Origin of the sequence: Ruegeria sp. ANG-R, assembly GCF_000813985.1 — a bacterium.
Lineage (GTDB): Bacteria > Pseudomonadota > Alphaproteobacteria > Rhodobacterales > Rhodobacteraceae > Ruegeria.
Window position 1 is genome coordinate 713,408 of the sequence record NZ_JWLJ01000001.1, and the last position, 23,184, is coordinate 736,591.

Sequence of the window (23,184 nt, forward strand, 5' to 3'; positions counted from 1 at the left end):
CGGGCCAACTGCGTCAAATGAACGAAAATAGACGGAGTATCATGCAATGAGCGGCGACCAAAAATTGTCGATACGCAAGGCCCCAAATGCAGGGCGGACAAAGGGGGCAATCGCATGAGCATCCGTGATGCAGTTCTGGCGAACCTTAAGAAGATCACCGATCCGGTATCGGGGCAGGATATCGTCAGCGCAGGTATTGTCCGCGCGTTAAATGTTGAGGGTGATACTGTTCGTTTTGTGCTTGAGATCGACCCCAAACAGGCTGAGAAGATGGAGCCTGTGCGTGAGACCGCAGAGAAAGCTGCGCAAATGGTAGATGGCGTTACCAAGGTCTCGGCCATGCTGACCGCACATTCCGACAAAGCGCCACCCGATCTGAAACCTAAGCCAAAACCCTCGCAGACAGGTCCTCAAGCCGTTCCCGGTGTCGACCGGATCATAGCGGTGGCCTCGGGTAAAGGTGGGGTTGGCAAGTCGACTGTCTCAGCGAACCTTGCTTGCGCATTGGCTGCGGAAGGGCGCCGGGTGGGGCTGCTGGATGCCGATGTATATGGCCCGTCGCAGCCGCGAATGCTGGGTGTTTCAGGTCGTCCGGCCAGCCCGGATGGCAAGACAATCCTGCCGTTACGCAACCACGGCGTCACGATGATGTCGATGGGGCTGATGACCAATGAGGGCCAGGCGGTTGTCTGGCGTGGTCCGATGCTTATGGGTGCGTTGCAGCAGATGATGAGCCAGGTGCAGTGGGGCGCGCTGGATGTGCTGATCGTCGATTTGCCGCCCGGTACCGGTGACGTGCAGTTGACCTTGAGCCAGAAGTTCAAAGTGGACGGGGCCATTGTGGTCTCGACCCCACAGGACGTGGCATTGATCGACGCCCGTAAGGGGATCGACATGTTCAATCAGCTCAAGACACCGATCGTTGGGATGATCGAAAACATGTCGACCCATATCTGCTCGAATTGCGGACATGAGGAACATGTTTTTGGACATGGCGGCGTTGCGTCCGAGGCTGAGGCGCTGGGCGTCCCACTGTTGGGAGAGATTCCGTTGCATCTGGATATTCGGGTCGCTGCCGACGGAGGTGCGCCGATTGTGGTCAGCAAGCCGGACAGCCCGCAGGCCGAATCTTTCCGCAAGATTGCACGAGATATGATCGCCAAGGGCGATGCATGAGCGAGCCGGTTTTTCCCCCTCTGCTGACAGGCCATCCGGTTCAGGGTGGGGAAGACCCGTTCGACCGGGCTCAGGCCATGGCGGCGCTGGGCTGCGACTCAGGTACGGTAGTCTACAACATTCAAGCGGATCATCTGCGGGTAGCCATCGTCTTTGCGCCTGAGGTGCCTTTGCGGGATGCAATGGCAATGCTGCCGCTCTGCGCCGTGGGGTTCCAGAACGCGCTGGGTGCTCTGGCCCCGCCCGAGGTTGCGGTGCATCTTGGCTGGGACGGATTGATTTGCGTAAACGGCGCCCGCTGTGGTGCCTTCCATACGGCTGCTTCCACGACTGATCCAGCCGAGCTTCCGGATTGGTTGATCATCGGATGGGAATTGGCGTTGCTACAAACCAGCGATGCACCCGGTGAGACACCGGACGTGACCGCGCTTTACGACGAAGGCTGTGCTGATGTTTCGGCGACACAGTTGGTAGAAAGCTGGTCGCGCCACATGCTGACATGGCTCAATCGATGGGAAGAGGATAGCAATGCACCGCTGCATAGTGAGTGGATGGGATTGCTGCGCGGCGTAGGCGAGCCAATCGGGGAGGAAGGAGTTTTCCTTGGTACCGATGAACGGTTCGGTATGTTGATCCGCGATGGTGCCGAGACACATCTGCGCCCACTCACCGATTTGTTGGAGACCGCAAGATGAAGCTGGCTCGTGCTATCCATTTCGATGAAAGTGATATGAACGTGTTTCATTCACCTGCGAGAACCGGTGAATGGTGCATCTCGGGCGGGTTTGAGTTTTCGAACTGGGGTGAGGCGGATCTTGAAGGGAAGGCACGTCAGGCCTTTGCCAACGGTTGGCTGGGGCTCGAGACCTTTGGTCGCGTGACTTTTGTGGCAGTCACCCAAGTGGAACAGTCCGAGATGGACCAGATCGCGCAGAATCTCGCCGAACATTTCGTTCGTTTGTACGGCGCCCCCTCGGTTGATGCGGCGCTGGACGTGGCACAGACGGAGATTGCGCATATGTCCGAGCTTTGCGACGAACATGCCCCCAACACCCTGCTAACTGTCGCACGGGAATTAACCGGCGCAGGCGTACACGAGGCATTTCGTGTCATCACTCCGCAGGAAACGCAGCTTGAAGCGCTGGCCGTCCATGGCTCGCTGGATGATTAGATCAGATCGGCGAAGCCGCCGAACTGACCGCGTTTGAAGATCAATCCCTGACCTGGGCGGTGCATCACCTTTTCGACCTGGCCTACCAGAATCAGATGATCTCCGGCCTCGTGGCGGGCCGCCAAACGGCAATCGAAACGGGCGAGACATTCCGTCAAGCGGGGTCTTCCGCTCTGATCCGGTTGCCAGTCGGCATGTGAAAAATCGAAACCGTTACGCGCAAAGCGCAGCGCCTGATCGTGCTGCTCCTGCGCCATCACGTGAATGGCGTAGTGCTCGCAGTCATGGAACGCATCATACCTGTTTGAGTCCCGATCCAGACACCACAAGACAAGCGGCGGGTCCAGCGATACCGAAGCAAACGAATTGACCGTGATCGCGGCAGGGCCGTTTGCGGTATTTGTGGTCACGACAGTGACGCCGGTTCCAAAACACCCCAATGCCTCGCGAAAGGCAAGGCGCTGCTCAGGGCCGGGGATGAAAGTCTTTTCGGTCATCGCGCGCTCGTTCAATGGGCCTGTCTCAGGTGCCATGTGGCGCGGGGATTGTCCACGAAAAGCTTACGTGAAATCTGCAATTTTTGATCAGTTTAGATCTTCCAGCAGGCGCCCGTGTTTGCGGGTTTCCGCGATGACATCGCCAAAGGTCACCATGCCGCGTGCGGTCAGCATCGGCAGCATCCGGACCAATGCCTCGGCAGTGGCGACTGCATCGCCCAAAGCCGTATGGCGCAGGGTGTCCGGGATGGTAACGCCGAGCCGTTCACAGACAGCGTCCAGTGTGTGGGTTTCGCTTGCTCCAAACAGAACGGCCGACAGCAATACGGTATCGAGAATGGGATGGGTCCATTCCACCTCCATCCGTTGGGCATTGCGTCGTAGAAACGCCATGTCGAATGGAGCGTTGTGGGCAACAATAACCGCATCTTGGGCGAATTGATGAAAGCTCCTGCCGGCCTGAGCGATATCCGGTGCACCCTGAACCATCATGTCACTGACCTTGTGAACCTTGGTCGAGGCGGGAGGGATCGGTATACCCGGATTGACGAGCGTATCGAACTGTTCGCCTTCGACAATCTTGCCTTTCACCACCCGAACAGCACCGATCTGTACGATCTCATCCTTGTGAGGCAAAAGGCCCGTTGTTTCAGTGTCGAAGACCACGAAACACAGATCCGACAGGGGGCGGTCCTCAAAGGCCTCATCCCCGGATGTTTCGAGCAGATCGAAATCATAGACCAGCGGACGGGCGTCTTCGGGGGGAATGCGCGCCACGCTGCCTTCGAACACCAGCATGTATCCCGGCGCATCGCCCAGCGGTTTCATCCGCGCGGAATAGGTTTGCCGTCCATCGACGCTGGATAAGGTGCAATAGACATCCATGCCAGTCGCAATCATCTCTTTATAGGCATCGGTCAGGCCGGTGCTTTCGAGGTAATCGAACAGTGAGGCATTCAGCCGAGGATGGGCGATCTGAGCCAGAACCCCTGCCGCCTGCGCATCATAAAGAACGATCTGGTGTTTTGGGCCAGCCAGCAGCATGGCGACGGGTATCTCGGTCAACAAGGCGGTAAGCCGCTGTTTCTCGGCGGCGAGATGAGCGGTCTCGGCGGCGACCGCTTCGGCGGTGGTCATGGCGTTTTCCGCCAGTTGTTCCGCCAATCCGGCGGCAGCGGGGGCCAGATCGCCTAGATATCGGGCGGCCTGAAGGTCCATATCCGTGCTGACCCCGGCGTGGGCCCGTGCCCGGAGTTGCGACGAAAGCCGTTCGATCGGTTTGGCCACGTTGTCATCGAACAACAGCCAGATTCCGGCGATCAGGGCAAGCAGCCCAAAGGCTATTATTATTTCGGCAAAGATGAAGGCATCGATCAGGGCGGGATCACCGGCCCGCCTATAGCTGATCCACAAAGCCAGAGTGCTGATGGCCAGCCCACCTGCCGCAAGCAACAGAAAGAAAAGGAAGACTCGCAGACGCAGGCTCAGATGGTTCAGCATTGTCAGACCCCGCAGGTCGCCTTGATCACAGGATCATCAGCGTTGATCTTGATCCAGCTGGCGTTCAGCACACGCCCGTCATCTGCGAATTCAGCACCGTCCGCCAGATTGGCCCGGCTGTACTCGGCGCAGTTGACGGCGACGGGCATCTTCGAGACCGGAGCCCAACGACCGAAGAAATAGAGATCAACCAGTCGCTCGTCCGGCACACTCGCATTGGTGCGTACAGATGCGGCGTCGATGGCCGCAAATCGGTCAACAAACGGCACCGCGTAGGTCCAGGGACGATAGAAGGCGCGGCTTTCAACCTCTTGCACTACCGTCAGGCTGTCGGGCAGTTGGTCTCGGGTACGGTCGTACCACGAGTATTCACTGGTAATTGTCATTGCGATCATCCCGACACCTGCCGCGATCGGCGCGGCCCATTTGGGCAGTCGGCCTCCGGTCAGTTTGTTGACGACCATCACGACACCCGCAAACGCGAAGCCCGCAAATATCGTTCCGATCAGTTCCAGAAACATTCGGTCTCTCCGTTCATTCTTTTCATCTTAGCCCAGCATTCCTTTGCCATGTCCAACTGCCGATTGCATCGTTTTTACCACGACAAAGGCATCGCGGAGGTGACTGCGCTCAAAATCCGAAAGGGCGGTCGGGGGCATGTAATTGTCCGGTATGCCGCCCGATTTTACCATCCTGACCTGATGTTCCAGCCGCGTTTCGGCAATCAGATCATAGGCGTCCAGCAGATCACGCGCACCAGAGGCGCTGAGCACCCCTGCGGCCTCGGCAGCGCTTAGCCGGGCGCGGGTGTTGGCCTCGGGCAGCTCACCCTGAAGGCTGTAGATGCGGGCAAGGTCAACCACCGGTACAACCCCGTTATGCTTGAGGTCCAGCGTATCGCGATGTTCGCCCGACCGGATTGTGGCAAAGCCACGCAACAAGCCCAATGGCGGCGTGTGTTTCAATGAATTCGAAATCATGTGGGCCACGAAGATCGAGTTGGTGCTGGCCTTGGCCAGGGTCTCGGACTGCAAATCAGCGAAGAGATCGAAACTGCCTCCGATAGGGCGCAGATCGAACATGACCGAGGCCAGCATCTGGGCTTCGGGATTGGGCTTGGCGATCCAACCGTCGAAGTAGTCACGCCAGACCCGGAGCGGCTGACACCAGCGCGGGTTTGTCGCCATCATATCGCCGGGGCAATAGAAATAGCCGCAGGCGTCCAGCCCGTCCGATACAAATGTTGCCAACTCGGCAAAATAGGCCATATCCGGATCGGTCACACTGTCATCCAGCATCAAGCAGTTATCCTGATCGGATACCCCTGTCTGTTCCTGTCGCCCCTGCGAACCGCAGGCCAGCCACAGGTAAGGCGCCGGGGGCGGGCCGAGCTTGGCTTCGCCCAGTGTCAAAAGGCGGCGTGTGGCCGTGTCTGCAATATCCGTGATCAGCCGGGTCACGATCTCGTGCCGGTTGCCGCCTGCGACGAGTTGAACCAGAAGCTGTGGAATCTCTGCGGTGACAAGCGCCATATCGTCGGCGGTATTCGCGCGTGCGATCCGGCGGACCAGTTCGGCTGAACTGACGGCCTGATAATGGGTCAGGTCGGTCTGGGTGACCATTCCGACCAGCCGCCCACCTTCGACAATGGGGATATGGCCGATATTCCGTTCCATCATCGCGTGCAGAACATCCGAGCCGATATCCGCAGGTGACAGCGTGATCGGGTCGCGCGTCATGATCCGATTGATTTCGGTGGTTGGGGGCAGGGCGTCGGCAACCACCTTGCCCGACAGGTCACGTACCGTTGCGATACCGCGCAGGCTGTCCCCTTCGGTAATGCAAATTGAGGATATTCCACGATCCCGCATCAGTTGGGCAGCTTGCTGCACCGTCGTGTCCGGGGCGCAGGTGGTCGGGTTGCGCGTCATCAGCGTATCGATGCGACTGGTCGCCAGCGACGGCTGAGCTGCGCGCGGAGCACGAACGCGGTTGAAGAACCTCGATACGACGTCGTGTGTCTCGATCAGTTCCCGCACCAGAGCCGGCGGTAGGACGATCAGAACCGAAGGGGTATGGGTGCGCGCGGAAGTGGCTGCCTTGCCGTCCTTGAGCAAGCCCCGCTCACCAAACGAGTTGCGCAGCCCGAGATGCGAGACGACAGCACCGTTCTCATCCGTAATTTCTACCTGTCCTTCATAGATCACAAACACGCCGGGCATGGCGTGATCCAGTTCGTAGACCGGATGGTCCGCATCGACCTCCCAGACTTCGATAGACGTTGCCAATTCGTCCAATATGTCTGCTGGCAGGGCATCATAGGGGTGTACGGATTTCAGAAACCGGGTGATCTGATCATGGGACAGGGGCATCGGTAAGCCTTGGGTGTCTGAATGAAAAGTCCCGCCCGGTGGAATGCCGGGCGGGAACAGTGGATCGAAAGATGGGGCCGGATACGGAAGGCACCGGCCACATCACACTCAGTGATCCTGAGCTGCGCCCGCACCACGGGGAATGCGAATGCTTTCGACCATATCCTTGATCTCCTGCGGGGGTTCCTTGGTCATCCCCGCGACGACGTAGGCCACCGTAAAGTTGACCGCAGCACCGATCGCACCGAACGAGGTCGATTTGATCGTACCGATGAACGGGTCCGCGTCGGTGAACGAGTTGGTGCCCGGAATGAACAGCCAGCCCTTGTGCAGGAAGATGTAGACAAGCGTGACAGTCAGACCGGCCAGCATACCTGCGACCGCACCGGTGTTGTTGATGCGGGTCGAGAAGATCCCCATCATCAGCGCCGGGAAGATCGAGGCCGCCGCCAGACCAAAGGCCAAAGCCACTGTCTGTGCCGCAAATCCGGGCGGGTTAAGCCCAAGATAGGCCGCCACAACAATGGCAACAGCCATGGCGATCCGGGCCGACAACAACTCGCTCTTTTCGGAGATCGACGGGTTGATTGCACCCTTGATCAGGTCGTGGCTAACCGCTGTCGAAATCGCCAGCAGCAGACCCGCCGCAGTGGACAGAGCCGCAGCAAGGCCGCCCGCCGCCACCAGACCGATGACCCAGCCCGGCAGGTTGGCGATTTCCGGGTTGGCCAGAACCAGGATGTCCCGGTTGAAGTTGGTCAACTCGTTGCCTTCCCAGCCGTTTTGTTCGGCCATCGCCAGCATGGTCTCGTTCTTGTCGTTATAGTACTGGATCTTGCCGTCGCCGTTCTTGTCTTCCCAATCCAGCAGACCGGTTTTCTGCCACGTGGCCATCCAGTCATATTTCGGATCGTTCTCGATCTGCTCGGTGGTGACAGCACCCCCTTCGATGCCCCCGTTGGGCCACATCATCTCGGTGATGTTCAGGCGTGCCATGGCACCAACAGCCGGAGCGGTCAGATACAGCAGCGCGATGAACACCAGCGCCCAGCCCGCTGACCAGCGTGCGTCAGACACTTTGGGAACGGTGAAGAAGCGCATGATCACGTGCGGCAGACCGGCGGTGCCGATCATCAGCGACAGGGTGAACAGAACCATGTTCAGCGTATCCGCGTGGTGTGTCGTATAGGCGTTGAAGCCCAGTTCGGTCACGATCGAATCCAGCTTGGTCAGCAGGGGCTCACCGCTGGCGGTATCACCGAACAGACCCAGCGCAGGGATCGGCGTACCGGTCAGCTGCAGCGAGATGAAGATCGCCGGGATGGTGTAGGCGGTGATCAGCACGCAGTACTGAGCGACCTGTGTGTAGGTCACGCCCTTCATCCCGCCAAACACCGCATAGGCAAACACAACGCCCGCGCCGATCAGCAGACCTGCGGTGTTGCTGACCTCAAGGAACCGGCCAAAGGCCACACCCACGCCGGTCATCTGACCGATCACGTATGTCACCGAGGCAACGATCAGGCAGATCACCGCAACGATCCGTGCGGTCTGGCTGTAGAAACGGTCGCCGATGAACTCGGACACCGTGAACTTGCCGAACTTGCGCAGGTAGGGGGCAAGCAGCAGCGCCAGCAGCACATAGCCACCGGTCCAACCCATCAGGAAGGTCGAGTTGTCATAGCCGGTAAAGGCGATCAGACCCGCCATCGAGATGAACGAGGCCGCCGACATCCAGTCCGCCGCTGTGGCCATACCGTTGGTGACGGGGTGAATACCGCGACCGGCGGCGTAGAATTCAGACGTGGTTCCCGCGCGGGCCCAGATCGCGATGCCGATGTACAGCGCAAAACTCGCGCCAACAAACAGCAGGTTGATGGTAAACTGATCCATGTTGTCTACTCCTCAACACCGTATTCGGCGTCCAGCTTGTTCATGCGCCAGGCGTAATTGAAGATCAGCACTAGAAAGACCAGGATCGATCCCTGCTGTGCAAACCAAAAGCCCAGATCAGTGCCGCCCACCTCAATGCTGTCCAACAACGGGCGCAGCAGAATGCCGAATCCAAAAGACACCAGCGCCCAGATGGCGAGACTGATGTAGATGAGGCGCAGATTGGCCTGCCAATAGCCCTTGTCGGCTTCGGCAGTCTGCGCGGAGTTTGTTGATTGATCCGCCATCGCGGGTTCCTCCTTCGCTTCCCTCATTGGCGGCCCGTTGCTCAATTCCTCCAGTGCGGTGGGCCGCTTCTCGGTTGTGCCGGACGCCGGGTGGTGTCAGGCATAACTCCTCTGGTCCGCCAGGGCGGGTCCATTGAAGTATTCGGTTGTAGGGGTAGGCCCCTGGGCCTCTCTCCTCCCCCTTAGTTCATCACGCCGCTTACAAGCCCGTGAAGGTCTTGTGCGATGTCGTCGATCTGTCCCATGGCATCGATTCCTTTCAGCACGCCCTGGGCCTGATAATAGTCAATCAGCGGTGCAGTCTGCGCGTGATACGCGGTCAGGCGCGAGGCCACGGTTTCCGCGTTATCGTCGGCGCGGCGTTTAAATTCGGTGTGCCCGCAATTGTCGCATTTGCCGTCTTCCGCAGGTTGCTTGAACGTGTCGTGAAACCCCTCACCGCAACCGGCACAGGTGTAACGGCCCGAAATCCGCGTCACCATCTCGGCATCTTCCACCTCGAGGCTGATCGCTGCGTCGATCTTCTGGTTGGTCGCGGCCAACAGGCCATCAAGCGCCTCCGCCTGCACGGTGGTGCGCGGGAACCCGTCCAGAATGACGCCCCTCGCACAGTCGGTTTCGGCCATGCGGTCGCGCAGGATGGCGATGACAATCCCGTCGCTGACAAGATCGCCTGCTTCCATGACGGCTTTCGCCGCTTTGCCGGCCTCGGTCCCTGCGGCAACCGCTTCGCGCAGCAGATCGCCGGTGCTGAGCTGGACCAGCCCGAATTTATCCTCAAGCATACGCGCCTGCGTGCCCTTCCCGGCGCCCGGAGGGCCGAGAAGGATCAGAACAGTGGGTGCGGTGATCGTGGCAGCGTCCATCACATCCTCACTTGTTCGCACGGTTTTCGATCAGGTCCTCGACCACCGACGGATCGGCAAGGGTCGAGGTGTCGCCCAGTGATCCAAAGTCGTTCTCGGCAATCTTGCGCAGAATACGACGCATGATCTTGCCCGAACGGGTCTTTGGCAGGCCGGGGGCCCACTGGATCACGTCCGGGCTGGCAATCGGACCAATCTCGGTCCGGACCCAGGAACGCAGCTCTTTCAGCAGGTCATCCGAGGGTTCCCGGTCATTCATCAACGTGACGTAGCAATAGATGCCTTGCCCTTTGATTTCATGGGGGTAGCCAACAACAGCAGCCTCGGCCACGGCGGCGTGAGCAACCAGCGCGCTTTCCACTTCGGCCGTGCCCATACGGTGGCCCGAGACGTTGATCACGTCATCGACACGACCTGTGATCCAATAGTCGCCATCTTCATCCCGGCGGCACCCGTCTCCGGTGAAATAATAGCCTTTGTAATCCGAAAAATAGGTTTTCTCGAACCGCTCATGATCGCCCCAGACAGTGCGCATCTGACCGGGCCAGCTGTCCTTGATGCATAGAACGCCTTCGACGCCATTGCCCGAAATTTCAACGCCGGACTGAGGGTCCAGAACCACCGGTTCCACGCCAAAGAATGGCTTCATGGCCGATCCGGGTTTCATCGCATGTGCGCCGGGCAGGGGAGTCATCATGTGGCCGCCGGTTTCGGTCTGCCACCAGGTGTCGACAATCGGGCAGTTCCCTTTACCGACGACCTCGTTATACCAGTTCCATGCCTCGGGGTTGATGGGCTCACCTACGGTTCCGAGAACCTTGAGGTCGCTCAGGTCATGCTTTTCAACCCAGTCGTTGCCCTGACCCATCAGGGCCCGGATGGCTGTCGGAGCAGTATAGAACTGGTTGACCTTGTGCTTGGCGCAAACCTCCCAGAAGCGGCCTGCGTCGGGGAAGGTCGGAACGCCTTCGAACATCAGCGTGGTCGCCCCGTTGGCCAGCGGGCCATAGACGATATAGCTGTGGCCGGTGACCCAGCCCACATCTGCGGTACACCAATAGATGTCACCGTCGTGATAATCGAACGTGATCTCATGGGTCAGCGAGGCGTAGACCAGATAACCGCCGGTCGTGTGGACAACGCCTTTGGGTTGTCCGGTCGAACCCGAGGTGTAGAGGATGAACAACGGGTCTTCGGCGCTCATTTCGGCGGGGGCGCAATAATCATCCGCCTCCAGCGCCATTTCGTTGTAGTCAAAGTCGCGACCGTCAATCCATGTGGTCTGACCACCGGTGCGCTTGACCACCAGGCACTTGACCGTGTCTTTACAGTGCAGCAGGGCAGCGTCGGCATTGGATTTTAGCGGCGTTTTGCGACCACCGCGCGGGGCTTCATCGGCGGTAATGAGAACTTTGGCATCGCAGCCATTGACGCGCGCCGCCAGTGCATCAGGTGAAAACCCGGCGAAAACGATCGAATGTATCGCACCGATACGTGCACAGGCCAGCATCGCATAGGCGGCCTCGGGGATCATGGGCAGGTAAATGACAACGCGGTCGCCTTTGCGTACGCCCATCGATTCAAGAATATTGGCCATCCGGCAGGTGCGGCGGTGCAGTTCCGCATAGGTAATATGCTGCGCTGCGTCGTTTGGATCGTCCGGCTCCCAGATGATGGCAGTCTGATCGCCGCGAGTGGCGAGATGACGGTCCAGGCAATTGGCCGAGACGTTCAGCGTGCCATCGGCGTACCAGTTGATGCCAACCGAACCAAAATCGTAGTTGACGTCTTTGACCTGAGTATAGGGCTTGATCCAGTCGACTCGCTTGCCCTGTTCGCCCCAAAACGCCTCGGGGTTGTCGACTGAGGCGGCGTACATGTCCGCGTACTTGCCGGCATCGACATGAGCACGGGCAACGGTTTCTGCGGATGGCGGATAGGTCTTGGCATCTGCCTGGGCAGCGGTGGTCATTTTTGAGGCTCCTCCCTCTGGACTGGATTGCATGGGAACGATATTGCCCGCCGGTCAGCCAATGTCGATCCGGTTCCTCCCCAACTTGGATAATACGGGGTTCAGAAAAGAAATAAATAAATTGCCATAATCCTTGGATTTGTTTGTAAATAAATTTCTGATCGGTTGCGGTTTTTGTAAAAAAATTTCATATGAGTGGGAAATATTACATGTAATCAAATTGGTAGATGTAACTGCTCTGGGGCCTTTCAAGACGTGTCCCGTTCCGCATTCTCGTGCCACATATCCCGAACCGCCATTGGTTGAGGTCGGATCGCTCTCCTTCGCGGGGGTTGGCAGGTTCCGGACTTGGCGCTAGCTTCACATTCAAGCGCTTCGATAGGGGGCGCATCAATGGGAGAGATCACTATGAACAAGATGTTGAGCGGTGCGGCCTTTGCCGCCCTGAGCGTGGCGTTTGTGACCGAGGCGGCCGCGACGGAATGGAATGCCTCTGTCTGGGGCAAGCGCCGGGCCTTTACCGAGCATGTCGAGAAACTGGCCGAACTGGTCAGCGAGAAAACCGATGGCGAGTTCACCATCAATGTCAGCTACGGCGGCTTGTCGAAGCCCAAGGAAAATCTGGACGGGATCGAGATCGGCGCGTTCGAGATGGCGCAGTTCTGCGCGGGCTACCACCGTGACAAGAACCGGGCGATCACCGTGCTGGAACTGCCCTTCCTGGGCGTGAACACATTGGATGAAGAAGTGGCGGTCAGCCACGCGGTATATGATCACCCGGCGGTCAAGGATGAGATGGCGCAATGGAATGCACGCATCATCATGACTTCGCCGATGCCCCAGTATAACCTTGTGGGCACAGGTGACCCTCGTGACGAGCTTGCGGAATTCGACGGGATGCGCGTTCGCGCCACTGGCGGTCTGGGGCAGGCTTTCGAGGCGGTTGGAGGCGTACCGACATCCGTGCCCGCGACCGAAGCTTATAACGCGATGGAATCCGGCGTGGTCGACACCGTGGCCTTCGCACAGCACGCGCACCTGTCATTTGGAACCATCAACGAAGCCGACTGGTGGACGGCCAACCTGAATCCGGGAACCGTGAACTGCCCTGTGGTGGTGAATATCGACGCTTACGAGGCTCTGCCAGCGGAACACCGCGAAGCACTTGACAGCTCGATTGATGAGGCCATTGCACATTATCTGGCCAATTACGGTGGTCTGCTTGAAAAGTGGGATGGCGTTCTGGAAGAGAAGGGCGTCGAAAAGGTCGAGATCGACGACGCCGTGCTTGAAGAGTTCCGCGCCAAGGCTGCCGATCCGATCCGCGCACAATGGATCGAGGATATGACGGCTCAGGGCCTGCCGGCACAGGATCTCTATGATCTGGTGCAATCGACGCTTCAGCAGCAGCGCGGCGGTAACTGATCGCCACAGCCGGGTGCCGCGAGGCGCCCGGCTTTTCCTGAAAACAAAGGAATGCTGAGATGGCAGGACATGCCACGGTGCTAGAGGATAGCAGTCTTCTAAGCCGACTGGATCATCGTTTGCTGCGGTTAGAGCGTTTTATGGCGCTGATCAGCGGTCTGGCGGTGTTCGGGCTGATGGTGCTGGCGGTTGTGTCTGTCAGCGGTCGCAATGCCTTGAACGCGCCTTTGCCCGGTTATGTGGATTGGATCGAGCAGGCGATGCCCCTGATCGCGTTTTTGGGCATTTCATATGTCCAGCGCGATGGTGGGCATATACGAATGGACATCGTCATCTCACGTCTGAAAGGGCGGGCGTTGTGGCTGTTTGAGTTGATCTCGGTCCTGTTGATCCTGCTGCTGATGGTGGCACTTGTCTGGGGCAGTTGGTCCCACTTCGATCGATCTTTCGACTTTGGCGCGCCGCTTTGGAGCCGTGATAGCTCGATCGATATCGGCATCCCGATCTGGCCCGCGAAACTGTTGGCGCCCGTTGCTTTTTCGGTGCTTTGCGCGCGGCTTGTCCTGCAGGTCTGGGGGTACGGGCGCGCTGTCGTTTTGGGGCTTGATCACCCGGTAGCGGTTCCGCTGATCCAGGATGCCGCGGCCCAGGCGGCGGCCGAGGCCGACCAGTTCGAAAGGCGTACCTGATCCATGGATACGATAGAAATCGGCCTTTGGGTCACAGCCGGGCTGCTGCTGCTTGTGGTCACGGGAATGCGCGTGGCTTTCGCAGCCGGGCTGGCTGGGTTGGTCGGGCTGATCTGGATATTCTGGGCCAAGTTTGGCTACGATCCCGACCGGTTCGGCAAGGCGCTGACGATCGCGGTGAAAACGGCCGGGCAGGTGCCGCATTCCAAGGTGGCGTCCCATACGCTCAGCCTGATCCCGACGTTCATTTTGATCGGCTATCTGGCCTATTACGCCGGTCTGACCCGCGCCTTGTTCGAAGCCGCAAAACGCTGGATTGCCTGGGTTCCCGGTGGGCTGGCCGTCTCGACGATCTTTGCGACTGCGGGATTTGCTGCGGTCTCAGGTGCGTCGGTCGCGACATCGGCTGTCTTTGCCCGCATTGCAATCCCCGAGATGCTTGCGGTCGGATACAACAAACGTTTCGCGGCTGGTGTGGTTGCTGCTGGCGGAACGTTGGCCTCGCTCATCCCGCCTTCGGCGATCCTTGTGATCTATGCCATCATTGTGGAACAGGACGTGGGCAAACTGCTGCTCGCGGGATTTATACCCGGCGCGTTCTCGGCAGTGATCTATGGTCTGCTGATCGTCGGGATCGCGGTCGTGTTCAAATCCGTCGGGCCTCCGGTGACAGGTTTTAGCTGGAAACAACGTTTTGCAGCGCTGCCCGGCGCGTTGCCAATCGTGGCCGTGATCCTCATCATCATATGCTTCGTCTACAACCCGTTCGGCGACAAAGCCTGGGGTACCCCGACCGAAGGTGGTGCGATAGGCGCCTTCATTGTGTTCTGTTTTGCCCTGGTCCACGGTATGCGCTGGCCCGAGTTCAAATCGGCCTTGCTTGAAACGGCCAAGCTTACAGCCATGATATTCGCGATCATCTGGGGCGTTCTGATCTATGTGCGGTTTTTAGGGTTTGCCGATCTTCCGGGGGCTTTCTCGGACTGGATCACCTCGCTCGAGATGTCGCCCATGTTGATCCTGATCTGCATCCTGTTGGCCTATGCGGTGCTGGGTATGTTCATGGACGCCATCGGTATGCTGCTTCTGACACTTCCCGTCGTCTATCCCGCCGTGATGGCCCTGAACGGTGGCGAGGCCGTCAGCGCAGCAGACAGCGCATTTGGCATGTCCGGGCCAATGTGTGCGATCTGGTTTGGCATTCTGGTTGTGAAGATGGCCGAGTTTTGTCTGATCACGCCGCCTATCGGCCTGAATTGTTTCGTTGTCGCCGGGGTGCGGCCCGATCTGAGTGTTCAGGATGTCTTCAAGGGTGTCACACCGTTCTTTATCGCGGATGCTCTGACCATAGCATTGCTCGTCGCCTTTCCGGGGATAGTTCTCTATCTGCCATCGCTTGCGGGATAGAGGGTTTTTGCGAGGCTCTGCCTCGCGCTCCGGAGTATTTTCGGCCAGATGAAGTAACGGATTCTTAACCAAAGCGCGCGAAATTGATCACGCGGTACAGGCAGGAGTGCCGATGACCGCGCCAGGTGAAGTTCTCCGGTACCGTGCCGAAGAGCGGATTCCTGCTTCATCTGGCCAAAAAATACTCCGGGGGAGTCGCCTAAGGCGACGGGGGCAGCGCCCCCTCTAGCCTAGATGTTTGTCAGCAAAGGTTGGGTCACCGCGCGGAGTTATTCGGCCCGCATCAACATGCCAAACAGGTCCCGGGGATCATCCGGGTCTGCGAGCATATCCAGAGGTTCAAAGAAATCAGTGTCTTCTATTGCGCGTTTGATGTAACGCAATGCCGAGAAATCCTCAATTGCAAAGCCGACACTATCGAACAGGGTGATCTGTCGATCGTCGGTACGTCCCGTGGCCTGTCCGGTCATAACCTCCCACATTTCGGTGACGGGATGATCCGCGTCCAATGCCTGGATTTCGCCTTCAATTCGGGTTTGCTCGGGGTACTCGACGAATATCTCCGAACGCAGAAGAATATCACGGTGCAATTCGGTCTTGCCGGGGCAGTCGCCGCCGATGGCGTTGATATGCACGCCGGGTCCGACCATGTTGTCGGTCAGAATCGTCGCGTACTTTTTGTCGGCAGTACAGGTTGTGATGATCTGCGCACCCTCAATCGCGTCTTCAGGGGTTTTGCAGGGAACAACTTTCAGTCCCTTACCTTGCAGATTGGCTGCGCATTTTGCGGTCGCATTTGCGTCGGTGTCATACAGGCGTACGGTGTCGATGCCGCACATGGCTTTGAACGCCAGACATTGGAATTCGGACTGGGCCCCATTCCCGATCATTGCCATTGTTGTCGCTGATTTTGGGGCGAGGTAGCTGCCCACCAATGCCGACGTCGCAGCGGTGCGCAAGGCGGTCAGTATTGTCATCTCAGTCAAAAGCGTGGGATAGCCGGTATAGACGTCGGCCAGAAGCCCGAAAGCGGTGACGGTTTGCAGACCTTCGGACGTGTTCTTGGGATGTCCGTTGACATATTTGAACCCATACGCCTCGCCATCCGAAGTCGGCATGAGTTCAATGACACCATGTGGTGAATGGGCCGGAATACGGGGTGTCTTATCGAAGCTTTCCCAGCGTTTGAAATCGGTCTCGATCTGGGCTGCAATCTGCGTAATCATCTGTTCGACCCCGATGTGGTGGATCAGACGCATCATGTTGTCGACGGATACAAAAGGCACGAGGGCCTTGTCAGAGGGTTGCATCAGTATCTCCTATCGGCGGGATAGATGGATGCCAGCGATCATGCAGCGCACCGATCCACCGGCTGTTTCAATTGTTGGAACCGAAAGCGGCAGCGGCGTGGCGCTGGCTTCGATGACCGAGACTTGTGCGGGCGAAAGCGCTTTCAGCGCGCGGCTGGACAACGCCAGCACAAGGCCATCCGTGCCACTGAGTTCGATGGCGTTTCCGGCAAAATCTGCGATCTGCTCGTGAGAAAGGTCAATGACAATACGGCCGGATTCTTCCAGCCGTCCCCGGACCGTTGCGCGGCGCTCGAGGTCGGAAATCATATCAAGGCAGATCAACGCATAATGCGTACCGATCCCCATCAGGACATTGGTGTGATAGACGTCGCGCCCTTCCGCATCCTTCGCATCGAAGGCGATTGGTTCATAGTTGAAATGGGTGCAGAACCGTTCGAGCAAAACCGGGTCGGCGCGGTTGGATCGTACCGTGTAGGCGATGCGGCCGACGTGATCCAGAACCATTGCCCCGGTCCCTTCAAGTGCGAGGTCGTCTTGTTCAAGGCCGGAATAATCGATGACGTCCTGGACCCGATATTCCTGTTTCAGCATTTCAATCACATCCGAGCGTCGTTCGCGCCGGCGTGAGGGAACGAACATCGGATAGATGGCGACATGGCCGCCGGGATGTGTCGAGAACCAGTTGTTCGGAAAAACACTGTCGGGAGTGTCACGCTCGCCCTCGTCATCAAACACATGCACGGTGACACCCGCAGCACGCAGCTGCTCTACCGCCTTATCATGTTCGTCCCGGGCAGCGGCAGATGTTGCAACATCTGAGCTGTTCGCCAGCGTCTGGAACGCGTTGTCGTCACGGGTCTCGGGGTTCGACGCGAAAGCGTGGGGGCGGACCATTACAACGGCCGAAGGTGATTGAAGGGAAATCATCAGAAGCTCCGGGTCGGACGATCAAAGATCCGGCGCCCCATCAGCGATGCAGCCAGGTCGACCATCAGTTTGGCGGTGCGGCCCCTCTCGTCCAGAAACGGGTTCAGTTCGACCAGATCCAGTGAGCAGACAAGCCCGCTTTCATGCAGTAGTTCCATGACCAGATGCGCCTCGCGTTCGGTCGCGCCTCCTGGGACGGTGGTGCCGACGGCAGGCGCAATCGAGGGATCAAGGAAATCCACATCCAGTGAGACATGCAGGATTCCGTTTGCTGCGCGCACTTTGTCGAGGAACGCCAGAAGCGGAGCTTTTATGCCGTGTTCGTCGATGCTGCGCATATCGGCCAGCATTGCATGATCTTTTTCCAGCGCCGCACGTTCGGCAGGATCAACGGACCGTAGCCCGATCATTCCAACGCGATCGGTGGGGATCGGGGCAACCAGCGGCGGGAAGGCCTCAAAGCCGGACTGACCCGTGAAATAGGCTACGGGTGTTCCATGCAGGTTGCCGCTGCCAGTGCTGTTGGGGGTGTGAAAATCGCTGTGGGCGTCCAGCCAGAGAACGAACAGAGGGCGCCCGATGCTGTCTGCATGTGCTGCCATTCCGGTCACCGTTCCCATCGACAGCGCGTGGTCGCCTCCCATGAAGATCGGCAGGCCCTGCCGGGCAGCCTCTTGCGCCGTTCTGCTCAGCGCCTGTGTCCAGCCCACGCATTCCGGCAGGGCGAACAGATGCGAATCCTCGGGAATATCCACCTGATCCGGTTGCGTATCGCCGATATCGGTCATGGTACAAGCAAGGTCTGACAGCGCTTGCGCCAGACCCGCGACTCTGTAGGCGTCGGGGCCCATACGGCAGCCCTGACGCCGTTTGCCGGTATCCATCGGGGCTCCGACAAGAATGATGTTCTTTTTGCTCATAAGTCTGTCTACCGATACGATATGAGTTGAGAGAAGAGGGCAATTTGGTCAAACTGGATCAGCTACTTCCGATTTGGTGATCTCGTATGGACGAACTGGATAATCGCTTGCTGAACGCTTTGCACAGAGATGCCCGCGCATCCTTGTCGGAGCTGGCAGAACTGCTTGGTGTGACCCGAACGACCGTGCGCAGCCGACTGCAGCGGCTCAAGCAATCCGGCGAAATTGTGGGTTTCACGGTCGTGACCCGGCAAGGTGTATCGGAAAGCGCTGTCCGTGGATTGATGATGCTGGAGATCGAAGGCCGGGGCGCCGAGCGGATCAGGTCACGTATCGCGGCGATGCGGCAGGTTCGGGCCGTACACTCGACCAATGGCAGTTGGGATCTTATCGCTGAGATCGGGACCGATACGCTTGACGAGCTCGACGAGGTTCTGTTCCAGATCAGGCGGATGGAGGGCATCACGCGGTCCGAAACCAACCTTTTGCTTTCAACGCGCAAGGGTCGGTCGTGACAGGTTGCCCAACGCACTTTGACGGATGTGAAATTCGTGCAAAGCTCTGAATTGACACTGATCTGAGGATCACGGGGCAGGGGCAAACGGTATGAGCACACAGCCGACCAGCGAAGAAACGCGTGTTGAGCGTCTGGCCGAGCGTGTAACGGGGCTGTTGGAGAAGCCGCTGGTCCGGGTAACCGTTCCGCTGTTGATAACCGCGATTGCGCTCGCTGTACTGCACGACCTTTCTGCGCATGTGAAGTGGGCGGATATTCAGACAGATATTGCAGCGGTCTCATGGAAACTCATGTTCTTTGCGCTGTGCTGGACGGGGTTCAGTTTTCTGTCTCTCTCATTTTACGATGTCCTTGCTGTTCGGAGCGTCGCTAACGGCAAGGTTCCTCTGCCCGTTGCAGGTATGGCCGGGGCGAGTGGATACGCGGTCTCGAACTGCCTTGGGTTTTCCTATATCACCGGCACTGCGGTCCGGTATCGTATCTATGCGTCGCTCGGGCTGGATCTGGGCCGTGTCGCCGGGGTGATCGCGACCTCCTGGGTGGCGTTCTGGATGGGGTTCGTTCTGCTTCTCGGCCTGTTGCTGACCTTGCACCCGGATGGAATTTCCGCAGCTCTGCCGATTGGGGAAACGACAGAAACCGTAATTGGCCTGTGCCTTTTGGGGGCGCTTGTGGCCCTGTTTATCTGGCTTTCAAGCGGCGGTCGGCGATTGGCGTATGGCGGGATCGGGTTTAATCTTCCCGGCGGCAAACTCGCCGGTCTGCTGACGATTGCTGCGGTCGGCGATCTGTTCGGTGCCTCGATGGCGCTGTATGTGCTGATGCCGGACGATCTGGGGGTTGGCTACCCCTACTTTTTCACGATCTATATGGCAGCAATCGCCGTCGGTATCCTAAGCCATGCACCAGGCGGTATTGGCGTGTTCGAGGCAACCCTGATTGCGGGCCTCGGGGCTTCGGGCAGGTCTGATGTGATTGCCTCGTTGCTGCTGTACCGGGTTGTCTACACTTTCTTGCCGTTTGCCATTGCCAGCCTGTCGATCGCGGTTGCGTCAGCTCTGACCCAGCGCCAGCGCATCGGGGGGGCGGTCACCTGGGTCTATCGCGCAATCCGTCCCATTGTCCCGATGGTCGCTGCGGGTGTCGCCGCTGTGGCCGGAGTGATCCTGTTGGTCTCGGGTGCTTTGCCCTCCAGCTCTCAGAACCTGGGGATGTTGCGCGAAGTACTGCCCCTGTCGTTTGTCGAGGCGTCCCATCTTGCGGGCAGCGCAGTGGGCGTTTTGCTGTTGCTGGTATCCCGCGGCCTGTTCCGCAAGCTCTACCGTGCGTGGGTCGTTGCGATCTTTTTGATGGTGGCGGGGTTCTTCGCCTCGCTCGCGAAGGGTCTGGATACGCACGAAGCGCTGTCCCTGTTGGTTACGATCGGCCTTCTGGCGATGTTTCGGGGCGCGTTTTACCGGGTTAGCGGCGCTTCGATCTTTCGGCTGAACATCCCCTGGCTGGTCAGTGTCGTTGCGCTGTTGGCTGTTATCTTTTGGATAGGATTGTTCGCCTATTCTCATGTCCAATACGAGAACGCGCTGTGGTGGAATTTCGCGTGGAGCGGTGACGCCTCGCGATTCCTGCGATCCAGCCTCGTGGTTGCGGTGATCCTTGGCATCGTTGCCGTGAATTCGCTGTTCGGGCGGGAAATTCCGGTACCCGTACGTACAGAGATTCCCGAGGTCGTCGAACGGCTTGTGATGGAGAGCGAGGACACCGAGTCTCAGATATCGCTGACCGGAGACAAACAATTCCTGATCTCACCCGATGAAACCGCCTTTCTTGCCTATGCCGATACCGGCAATGCGCTGATCACGAAAGGAGAGCCGGTCGGAGACGAAAAAGCGGGTCAGCAGCTGATCTGGCAATTACGTGAAATGGCAGATCGGGAGGGCAAACTCTGTGCCTTCTACAGCGTGTCGACCAGGTATCTGCCGACATTTCTTGACCTCGGCCTGTCGATCCTGAAAATCGGTGAGGTCGCGCGCGTTGCGTTGAAGGATTTCTCGCTGGACGGAAAGTCGCGCAAACGCTTTCGGCAAGCCAAAAACAGGGCCGAGCGCGAAGGGTACAGGTTCGAAATCATCCCCAAGGAAAAGCTCGCGCCAGTGCTGCCGGAGCTTCGTAAAATCTCTGACCGCTGGTTGGCGCAGAAGGCGGGTGAGGAGAAGGGCTTTGCCTTGGGTGGCTTCGATGAGGGCTATCTGTCCTATTTCGACCACGCCGTTCTGCGGGACGAGACAGGCAAGATCGTGGCCTTCGCCAACCTGTTTCAGGGGGGCAACAAATCCGAGCTTTCGTTGGATTTGATGCGATATGAACCCGACTGCCCCAGTTTTGTCATGGATGCGTTGTTCGCTGAAATGATGGTGTGGGGGTCCGAGCAGGGGTTCCGCTGGTTCTCGTTGGGGGCGGCTCCGTTCTCGGGGATCGAAAACCGGCAATTGGCCTCGCTCTGGAACCGGATTGGTGGGTTCGTTTATGAACATGGCGAGCAGTTTTATCATTTCGAAGGCTTGCGCGCCTTCAAGCAGAAATTCGATCCGGAATGGAGCCCAAACTATCTGGCAAGTCCCGGCGGGTTGGCTGCGCCCCGTATTCTCTACGAGGTGAATATTCTGATTTCAGGAGGCCTGCGCGGGCTGACCAAATAGCGATCAGTTCAAGCTGGCATGCGTTGGTGTTTTCTCAAGCAGGTCACCCCAGTCGGTGCGATAGGCCATTTCGGCCAGAACCGTTTCGGGCAGGAATTCCTGATTCTGCCGGATTTGCCAGCCGCCACCGAGGCCCTTGTAGATTGCGACCAGATTGGACGAGACCTCCTGCCGCGCTTCGATCAGATTGGCCTGCGATCGCAGCAGCGCCGTCTGCGTGTTCAGAATTCGGGAATAGCTGGCAATGCCGTCGCGGTATTGGTCGACCGCGATTTCAGCCGCCTTGCGCGATGCCTCGACGCTGCGTTGGTAGAAAGTGACCTGTTTGCGTGCCTGCGCATAGGCCACCATCGCGCTTTCGACTTCGGAATACGCGGTCAGCACGGTGTTCTGGTAATTGGCGATCAGCGCCTGATAGGCGGCGTCCTGTGCGCGCACATTGTTCTTGATGCGGCCATAGTTCAGGACGTTCCAGACGACACCTGCATTCGCCAGTCCCGTCGCGCTGTTGGTGCTGAACAGGTCGCGCCCGCCCGAAGCCTGCAAGCCGATTGACCCGGATAGGATGAACTGCGGATAGAGATCGGCCAAAGCGATTCCCACTTGGGCAGATTGCGTGGCCGCCGCCAGTTCGGCGGCCCGCACGTCCGGCCGCCGCCGCAGCAATTCGGCCGGAACCCCTACAGCCACATTGGAGCGCGCCGATGGAATACGGCCCGAATTGCCGATCAAGCCCGCCATCTGAGACGGGGTTTTCCCCAATAGAACCGCCAGCGCGTTCTTGGCCTGTTGGATATCGCTTTCAAGCTCTGGCACCAGCGCCTTGGTGTTGTTGAGCAGAGCGGTCGATTCCTGCACATCCAGCTCGGTCGTCACACCGTTGTTGAAGCGCAACTGAGTCAGGTCTGCCGACTCCTGTTGGATCGTAATGTTTTCCCGCGCAATGCGCAGAGCCTCTTGCAACGAACGGATGTTGATATACAGCGCCGCGACGTCGCCGGTCAGCGTGACCAGAGCGTCGTCATAATTGGCAACCTGTAGTGCAAGGTTCGACCGCGCGGCCTGCACGCCGCGCCGTTGCTGGCCCCAAATGTCCAGTTCCCATTGCGCATCAAATCCCACTTGAGAGGTCGAGAATTCGGTATCCAAAGGAATGATCCGCCGGATATCCGAAATCGGCCCGAGGTTGTCGCTGATCTGTCGGCGTTGCAGTGACCCGCCCACGGCCTGCGATTGCGGGTAGAGCTCTCCAAATGCGATGCCAAGTTGCGCACGGGCCTGCAGCACGCGTGCGCCTGCGACCTGCAAGGTCAGGTTTTGCGCATAGGCCTCGGCGATTAGTTTGTTCAGCGTCGGATCGTTGAATGTCTCCCACCAGCGCACAACGGGGGCACTTCGCGAGGTCAGGCCGCTTTGGCCCACGCTGGGGCTGTTGACCTCGATCCATTGCTTCACGACCGGAGAGTTCGGGCGCACGAAATCCGGTCCCACCGGCGTACAGGCGGCGAGGGTGGCGGCGCAAAGGGCAGAGCCCAACAACCGGCGGAGTGTCATTT

At 58.7% G+C, this 23,184-nt stretch carries 20 protein-coding genes; 8 read left to right on the plus strand and 12 right to left on the minus strand.

Features of this window, described 5'->3' with window-relative positions:
• The first annotated feature begins 114 nt into the window (after window positions 1-114).
• Genes RA27_RS03595 through RA27_RS03605 form a run of 3 tightly spaced genes read left to right on the plus strand, consistent with a single transcriptional unit; the run spans window position 115 to window position 2,347 of the window.
• Entirely contained in the window at window positions 115-1,176 is a 1,062-nt protein-coding gene (locus tag RA27_RS03595; RefSeq protein ID WP_039535052.1) for an Mrp/NBP35 family ATP-binding protein, read from the plus strand.
• Window positions 1,173-1,871, plus strand: a complete 699-nt coding sequence (locus RA27_RS03600; RefSeq protein ID WP_039535054.1) for a biotin/lipoate--protein ligase family protein — start codon at window positions 1,173-1,175, stop codon at window positions 1,869-1,871. The genes RA27_RS03595 and RA27_RS03600 overlap by 4 nt, the downstream gene beginning before the upstream one ends.
• On the plus strand, window positions 1,868-2,347 hold the full coding sequence (locus tag RA27_RS03605) for a DUF6505 family protein (protein WP_039535056.1): 480 nt from the start codon (window positions 1,868-1,870) through the stop codon (window positions 2,345-2,347). The genes RA27_RS03600 and RA27_RS03605 overlap by 4 nt, the downstream gene beginning before the upstream one ends.
• On the opposite strand, the gene RA27_RS03610 is transcribed toward RA27_RS03605, so the two are convergent.
• The 8 genes from RA27_RS03610 to acs all read right to left on the minus strand — a co-directional run bounded on the left by RA27_RS03610 (window position 2,344) and on the right by acs (window position 11,734).
• Window positions 2,344-2,844 (minus strand): flavin reductase family protein, encoded by a 501-nt coding sequence (locus tag RA27_RS03610; protein WP_039536918.1) that lies wholly within the window; start codon window positions 2,842-2,844, stop codon window positions 2,344-2,346. The two genes, RA27_RS03605 and RA27_RS03610, sit on opposite strands and share 4 nt — an antisense overlap.
• An 87-nt stretch (window positions 2,845-2,931) precedes the next feature.
• A complete protein-coding gene (locus RA27_RS03615) occupies window positions 2,932-4,344 on the minus strand; it encodes a 3'-5' exonuclease (protein ID WP_039535058.1) in 1,413 nt (470 codons plus the stop codon).
• 2 nt (window positions 4,345-4,346) lie between these two features.
• A complete protein-coding gene (locus RA27_RS03620) occupies window positions 4,347-4,865 on the minus strand; it encodes a hypothetical protein (RefSeq protein WP_039535061.1) in 519 nt (172 codons plus the stop codon).
• Between the two features lie 27 nt (window positions 4,866-4,892).
• Complete coding sequence (locus RA27_RS03625) at window positions 4,893-6,716, minus strand: DUF294 nucleotidyltransferase-like domain-containing protein (protein WP_039535063.1); 1,824 nt, start codon at window positions 6,714-6,716, stop codon at window positions 4,893-4,895.
• Between the two features lie 108 nt (window positions 6,717-6,824).
• On the minus strand, window positions 6,825-8,609 hold the full coding sequence (locus tag RA27_RS03630; RefSeq protein ID WP_039535065.1) for a sodium:solute symporter family protein: 1,785 nt from the start codon (window positions 8,607-8,609) through the stop codon (window positions 6,825-6,827).
• A gap of 5 nt (window positions 8,610-8,614) precedes the next feature.
• On the minus strand, window positions 8,615-8,896 hold the full coding sequence (locus tag RA27_RS03635) for a DUF4212 domain-containing protein (protein WP_039536921.1): 282 nt from the start codon (window positions 8,894-8,896) through the stop codon (window positions 8,615-8,617).
• A 182-nt stretch (window positions 8,897-9,078) separates the two neighbouring features.
• Window positions 9,079-9,762, minus strand: a complete 684-nt coding sequence (locus RA27_RS03640) for an adenylate kinase (protein WP_039535066.1) — start codon at window positions 9,760-9,762, stop codon at window positions 9,079-9,081.
• A gap of 7 nt (window positions 9,763-9,769) precedes the next feature.
• Entirely contained in the window at window positions 9,770-11,734 is a 1,965-nt protein-coding gene (gene acs, locus RA27_RS03645) for an acetate--CoA ligase (RefSeq protein ID WP_039535068.1), read from the minus strand.
• 408 nt (window positions 11,735-12,142) lie between these two features.
• On the opposite strand from acs, the gene RA27_RS03650 reads away from it, so the two are divergent.
• Genes RA27_RS03650 through RA27_RS03660 form a run of 3 tightly spaced genes read left to right on the plus strand, consistent with a single transcriptional unit; the run spans window position 12,143 to window position 15,255 of the window.
• A complete protein-coding gene (locus tag RA27_RS03650; protein ID WP_039535070.1) occupies window positions 12,143-13,159 on the plus strand; it encodes a C4-dicarboxylate TRAP transporter substrate-binding protein in 1,017 nt (338 codons plus the stop codon).
• A 59-nt stretch (window positions 13,160-13,218) separates the two neighbouring features.
• Window positions 13,219-13,848: a TRAP transporter small permease gene (locus RA27_RS03655; RefSeq protein WP_039535073.1), complete on the plus strand. Its 630-nt coding sequence runs from the start codon at window positions 13,219-13,221 to the stop codon at window positions 13,846-13,848.
• Between the two features lie 3 nt (window positions 13,849-13,851).
• Window positions 13,852-15,255, plus strand: a complete 1,404-nt coding sequence (locus RA27_RS03660) for a TRAP transporter large permease (protein WP_039535075.1) — start codon at window positions 13,852-13,854, stop codon at window positions 15,253-15,255.
• 269 nt (window positions 15,256-15,524) lie between these two features.
• Here the strand turns inward: RA27_RS03660 and RA27_RS03665 are convergent, their stop codons facing one another.
• The 3 genes from RA27_RS03665 to rocF are packed head-to-tail and all read right to left on the minus strand — an operon-like array spanning window position 15,525 to window position 18,415.
• Entirely contained in the window at window positions 15,525-16,568 is a 1,044-nt protein-coding gene (locus RA27_RS03665; protein WP_039535077.1) for an ornithine cyclodeaminase, read from the minus strand.
• 6 nt (window positions 16,569-16,574) lie between these two features.
• Complete coding sequence (locus RA27_RS03670) at window positions 16,575-17,495, minus strand: arginine deiminase-related protein (protein ID WP_039535078.1); 921 nt, start codon at window positions 17,493-17,495, stop codon at window positions 16,575-16,577.
• The gene (rocF, locus tag RA27_RS03675) at window positions 17,495-18,415 is read right to left on the minus strand and encodes an arginase (RefSeq protein WP_039535080.1); all 921 of its coding nucleotides are present in this window, start codon (window positions 18,413-18,415) and stop codon (window positions 17,495-17,497) included. The genes RA27_RS03670 and rocF overlap by 1 nt, the downstream gene beginning before the upstream one ends.
• 86 nt (window positions 18,416-18,501) lie before the next feature.
• On the opposite strand from rocF, the gene RA27_RS03680 reads away from it, so the two are divergent.
• Both RA27_RS03680 and mprF read left to right on the plus strand, forming a co-directional pair.
• On the plus strand, window positions 18,502-18,930 hold the full coding sequence (locus RA27_RS03680; RefSeq protein ID WP_039535082.1) for an Lrp/AsnC family transcriptional regulator: 429 nt from the start codon (window positions 18,502-18,504) through the stop codon (window positions 18,928-18,930).
• A 91-nt stretch (window positions 18,931-19,021) separates the two neighbouring features.
• Complete coding sequence (mprF, locus tag RA27_RS03685) at window positions 19,022-21,628, plus strand: bifunctional lysylphosphatidylglycerol flippase/synthetase MprF (RefSeq protein ID WP_039535084.1); 2,607 nt, start codon at window positions 19,022-19,024, stop codon at window positions 21,626-21,628.
• A 3-nt stretch (window positions 21,629-21,631) separates the two neighbouring features.
• Here the strand turns inward: mprF and RA27_RS03690 are convergent, their stop codons facing one another.
• The gene (locus RA27_RS03690; RefSeq protein ID WP_241484001.1) at window positions 21,632-23,182 is read right to left on the minus strand and encodes an efflux transporter outer membrane subunit; all 1,551 of its coding nucleotides are present in this window, start codon (window positions 23,180-23,182) and stop codon (window positions 21,632-21,634) included.
• Window positions 23,183-23,184: the final 2 nt, after the last annotated feature.

Excerpts from the sequence above, each read along its gene's own strand:
- RA27_RS03690 (WP_241484001.1), bottom strand. The coding sequence starts at position 23,182 with ATGACACTCCGCCGGTTGTTGGGCTCTGCCCTTTGCGCCGCCACCCTC.
- RA27_RS03600 (WP_039535054.1), top strand. The coding sequence starts at position 1,173 with ATGAGCGAGCCGGTTTTTCCCCCTCTGCTGACAGGCCATCCGGTTCAG.
- RA27_RS03640 (WP_039535066.1), bottom strand. The coding sequence starts at position 9,762 with ATGGACGCTGCCACGATCACCGCACCCACTGTTCTGATCCTTCTCGGC.
- RA27_RS03660 (WP_039535075.1), top strand. The coding sequence starts at position 13,852 with ATGGATACGATAGAAATCGGCCTTTGGGTCACAGCCGGGCTGCTGCTG.
- RA27_RS03615 (WP_039535058.1), bottom strand. The coding sequence starts at position 4,344 with ATGCTGAACCATCTGAGCCTGCGTCTGCGAGTCTTCCTTTTCTTTCTG.
- acs (WP_039535068.1), bottom strand. The coding sequence starts at position 11,734 with ATGACCACCGCTGCCCAGGCAGATGCCAAGACCTATCCGCCATCCGCA.
- rocF (WP_039535080.1), bottom strand. The coding sequence starts at position 18,415 with ATGAGCAAAAAGAACATCATTCTTGTCGGAGCCCCGATGGATACCGGC.
- RA27_RS03670 (WP_039535078.1), bottom strand. The coding sequence starts at position 17,495 with ATGATTTCCCTTCAATCACCTTCGGCCGTTGTAATGGTCCGCCCCCAC.
- RA27_RS03650 (WP_039535070.1), top strand. The coding sequence starts at position 12,143 with ATGAACAAGATGTTGAGCGGTGCGGCCTTTGCCGCCCTGAGCGTGGCG.
- RA27_RS03655 (WP_039535073.1), top strand. The coding sequence starts at position 13,219 with ATGGCAGGACATGCCACGGTGCTAGAGGATAGCAGTCTTCTAAGCCGA.
- RA27_RS03605 (WP_039535056.1), top strand. The coding sequence starts at position 1,868 with ATGAAGCTGGCTCGTGCTATCCATTTCGATGAAAGTGATATGAACGTG.
- RA27_RS03680 (WP_039535082.1), top strand. The coding sequence starts at position 18,502 with ATGGACGAACTGGATAATCGCTTGCTGAACGCTTTGCACAGAGATGCC.
- RA27_RS03620 (WP_039535061.1), bottom strand. The coding sequence starts at position 4,865 with ATGTTTCTGGAACTGATCGGAACGATATTTGCGGGCTTCGCGTTTGCG.
- RA27_RS03610 (WP_039536918.1), bottom strand. The coding sequence starts at position 2,844 with ATGACCGAAAAGACTTTCATCCCCGGCCCTGAGCAGCGCCTTGCCTTT.
- mprF (WP_039535084.1), top strand. The coding sequence starts at position 19,022 with ATGAGCACACAGCCGACCAGCGAAGAAACGCGTGTTGAGCGTCTGGCC.
- RA27_RS03595 (WP_039535052.1), top strand. The coding sequence starts at position 115 with ATGAGCATCCGTGATGCAGTTCTGGCGAACCTTAAGAAGATCACCGAT.
- RA27_RS03625 (WP_039535063.1), bottom strand. The coding sequence starts at position 6,716 with ATGCCCCTGTCCCATGATCAGATCACCCGGTTTCTGAAATCCGTACAC.
- RA27_RS03630 (WP_039535065.1), bottom strand. The coding sequence starts at position 8,609 with ATGGATCAGTTTACCATCAACCTGCTGTTTGTTGGCGCGAGTTTTGCG.
- RA27_RS03635 (WP_039536921.1), bottom strand. The coding sequence starts at position 8,896 with ATGGCGGATCAATCAACAAACTCCGCGCAGACTGCCGAAGCCGACAAG.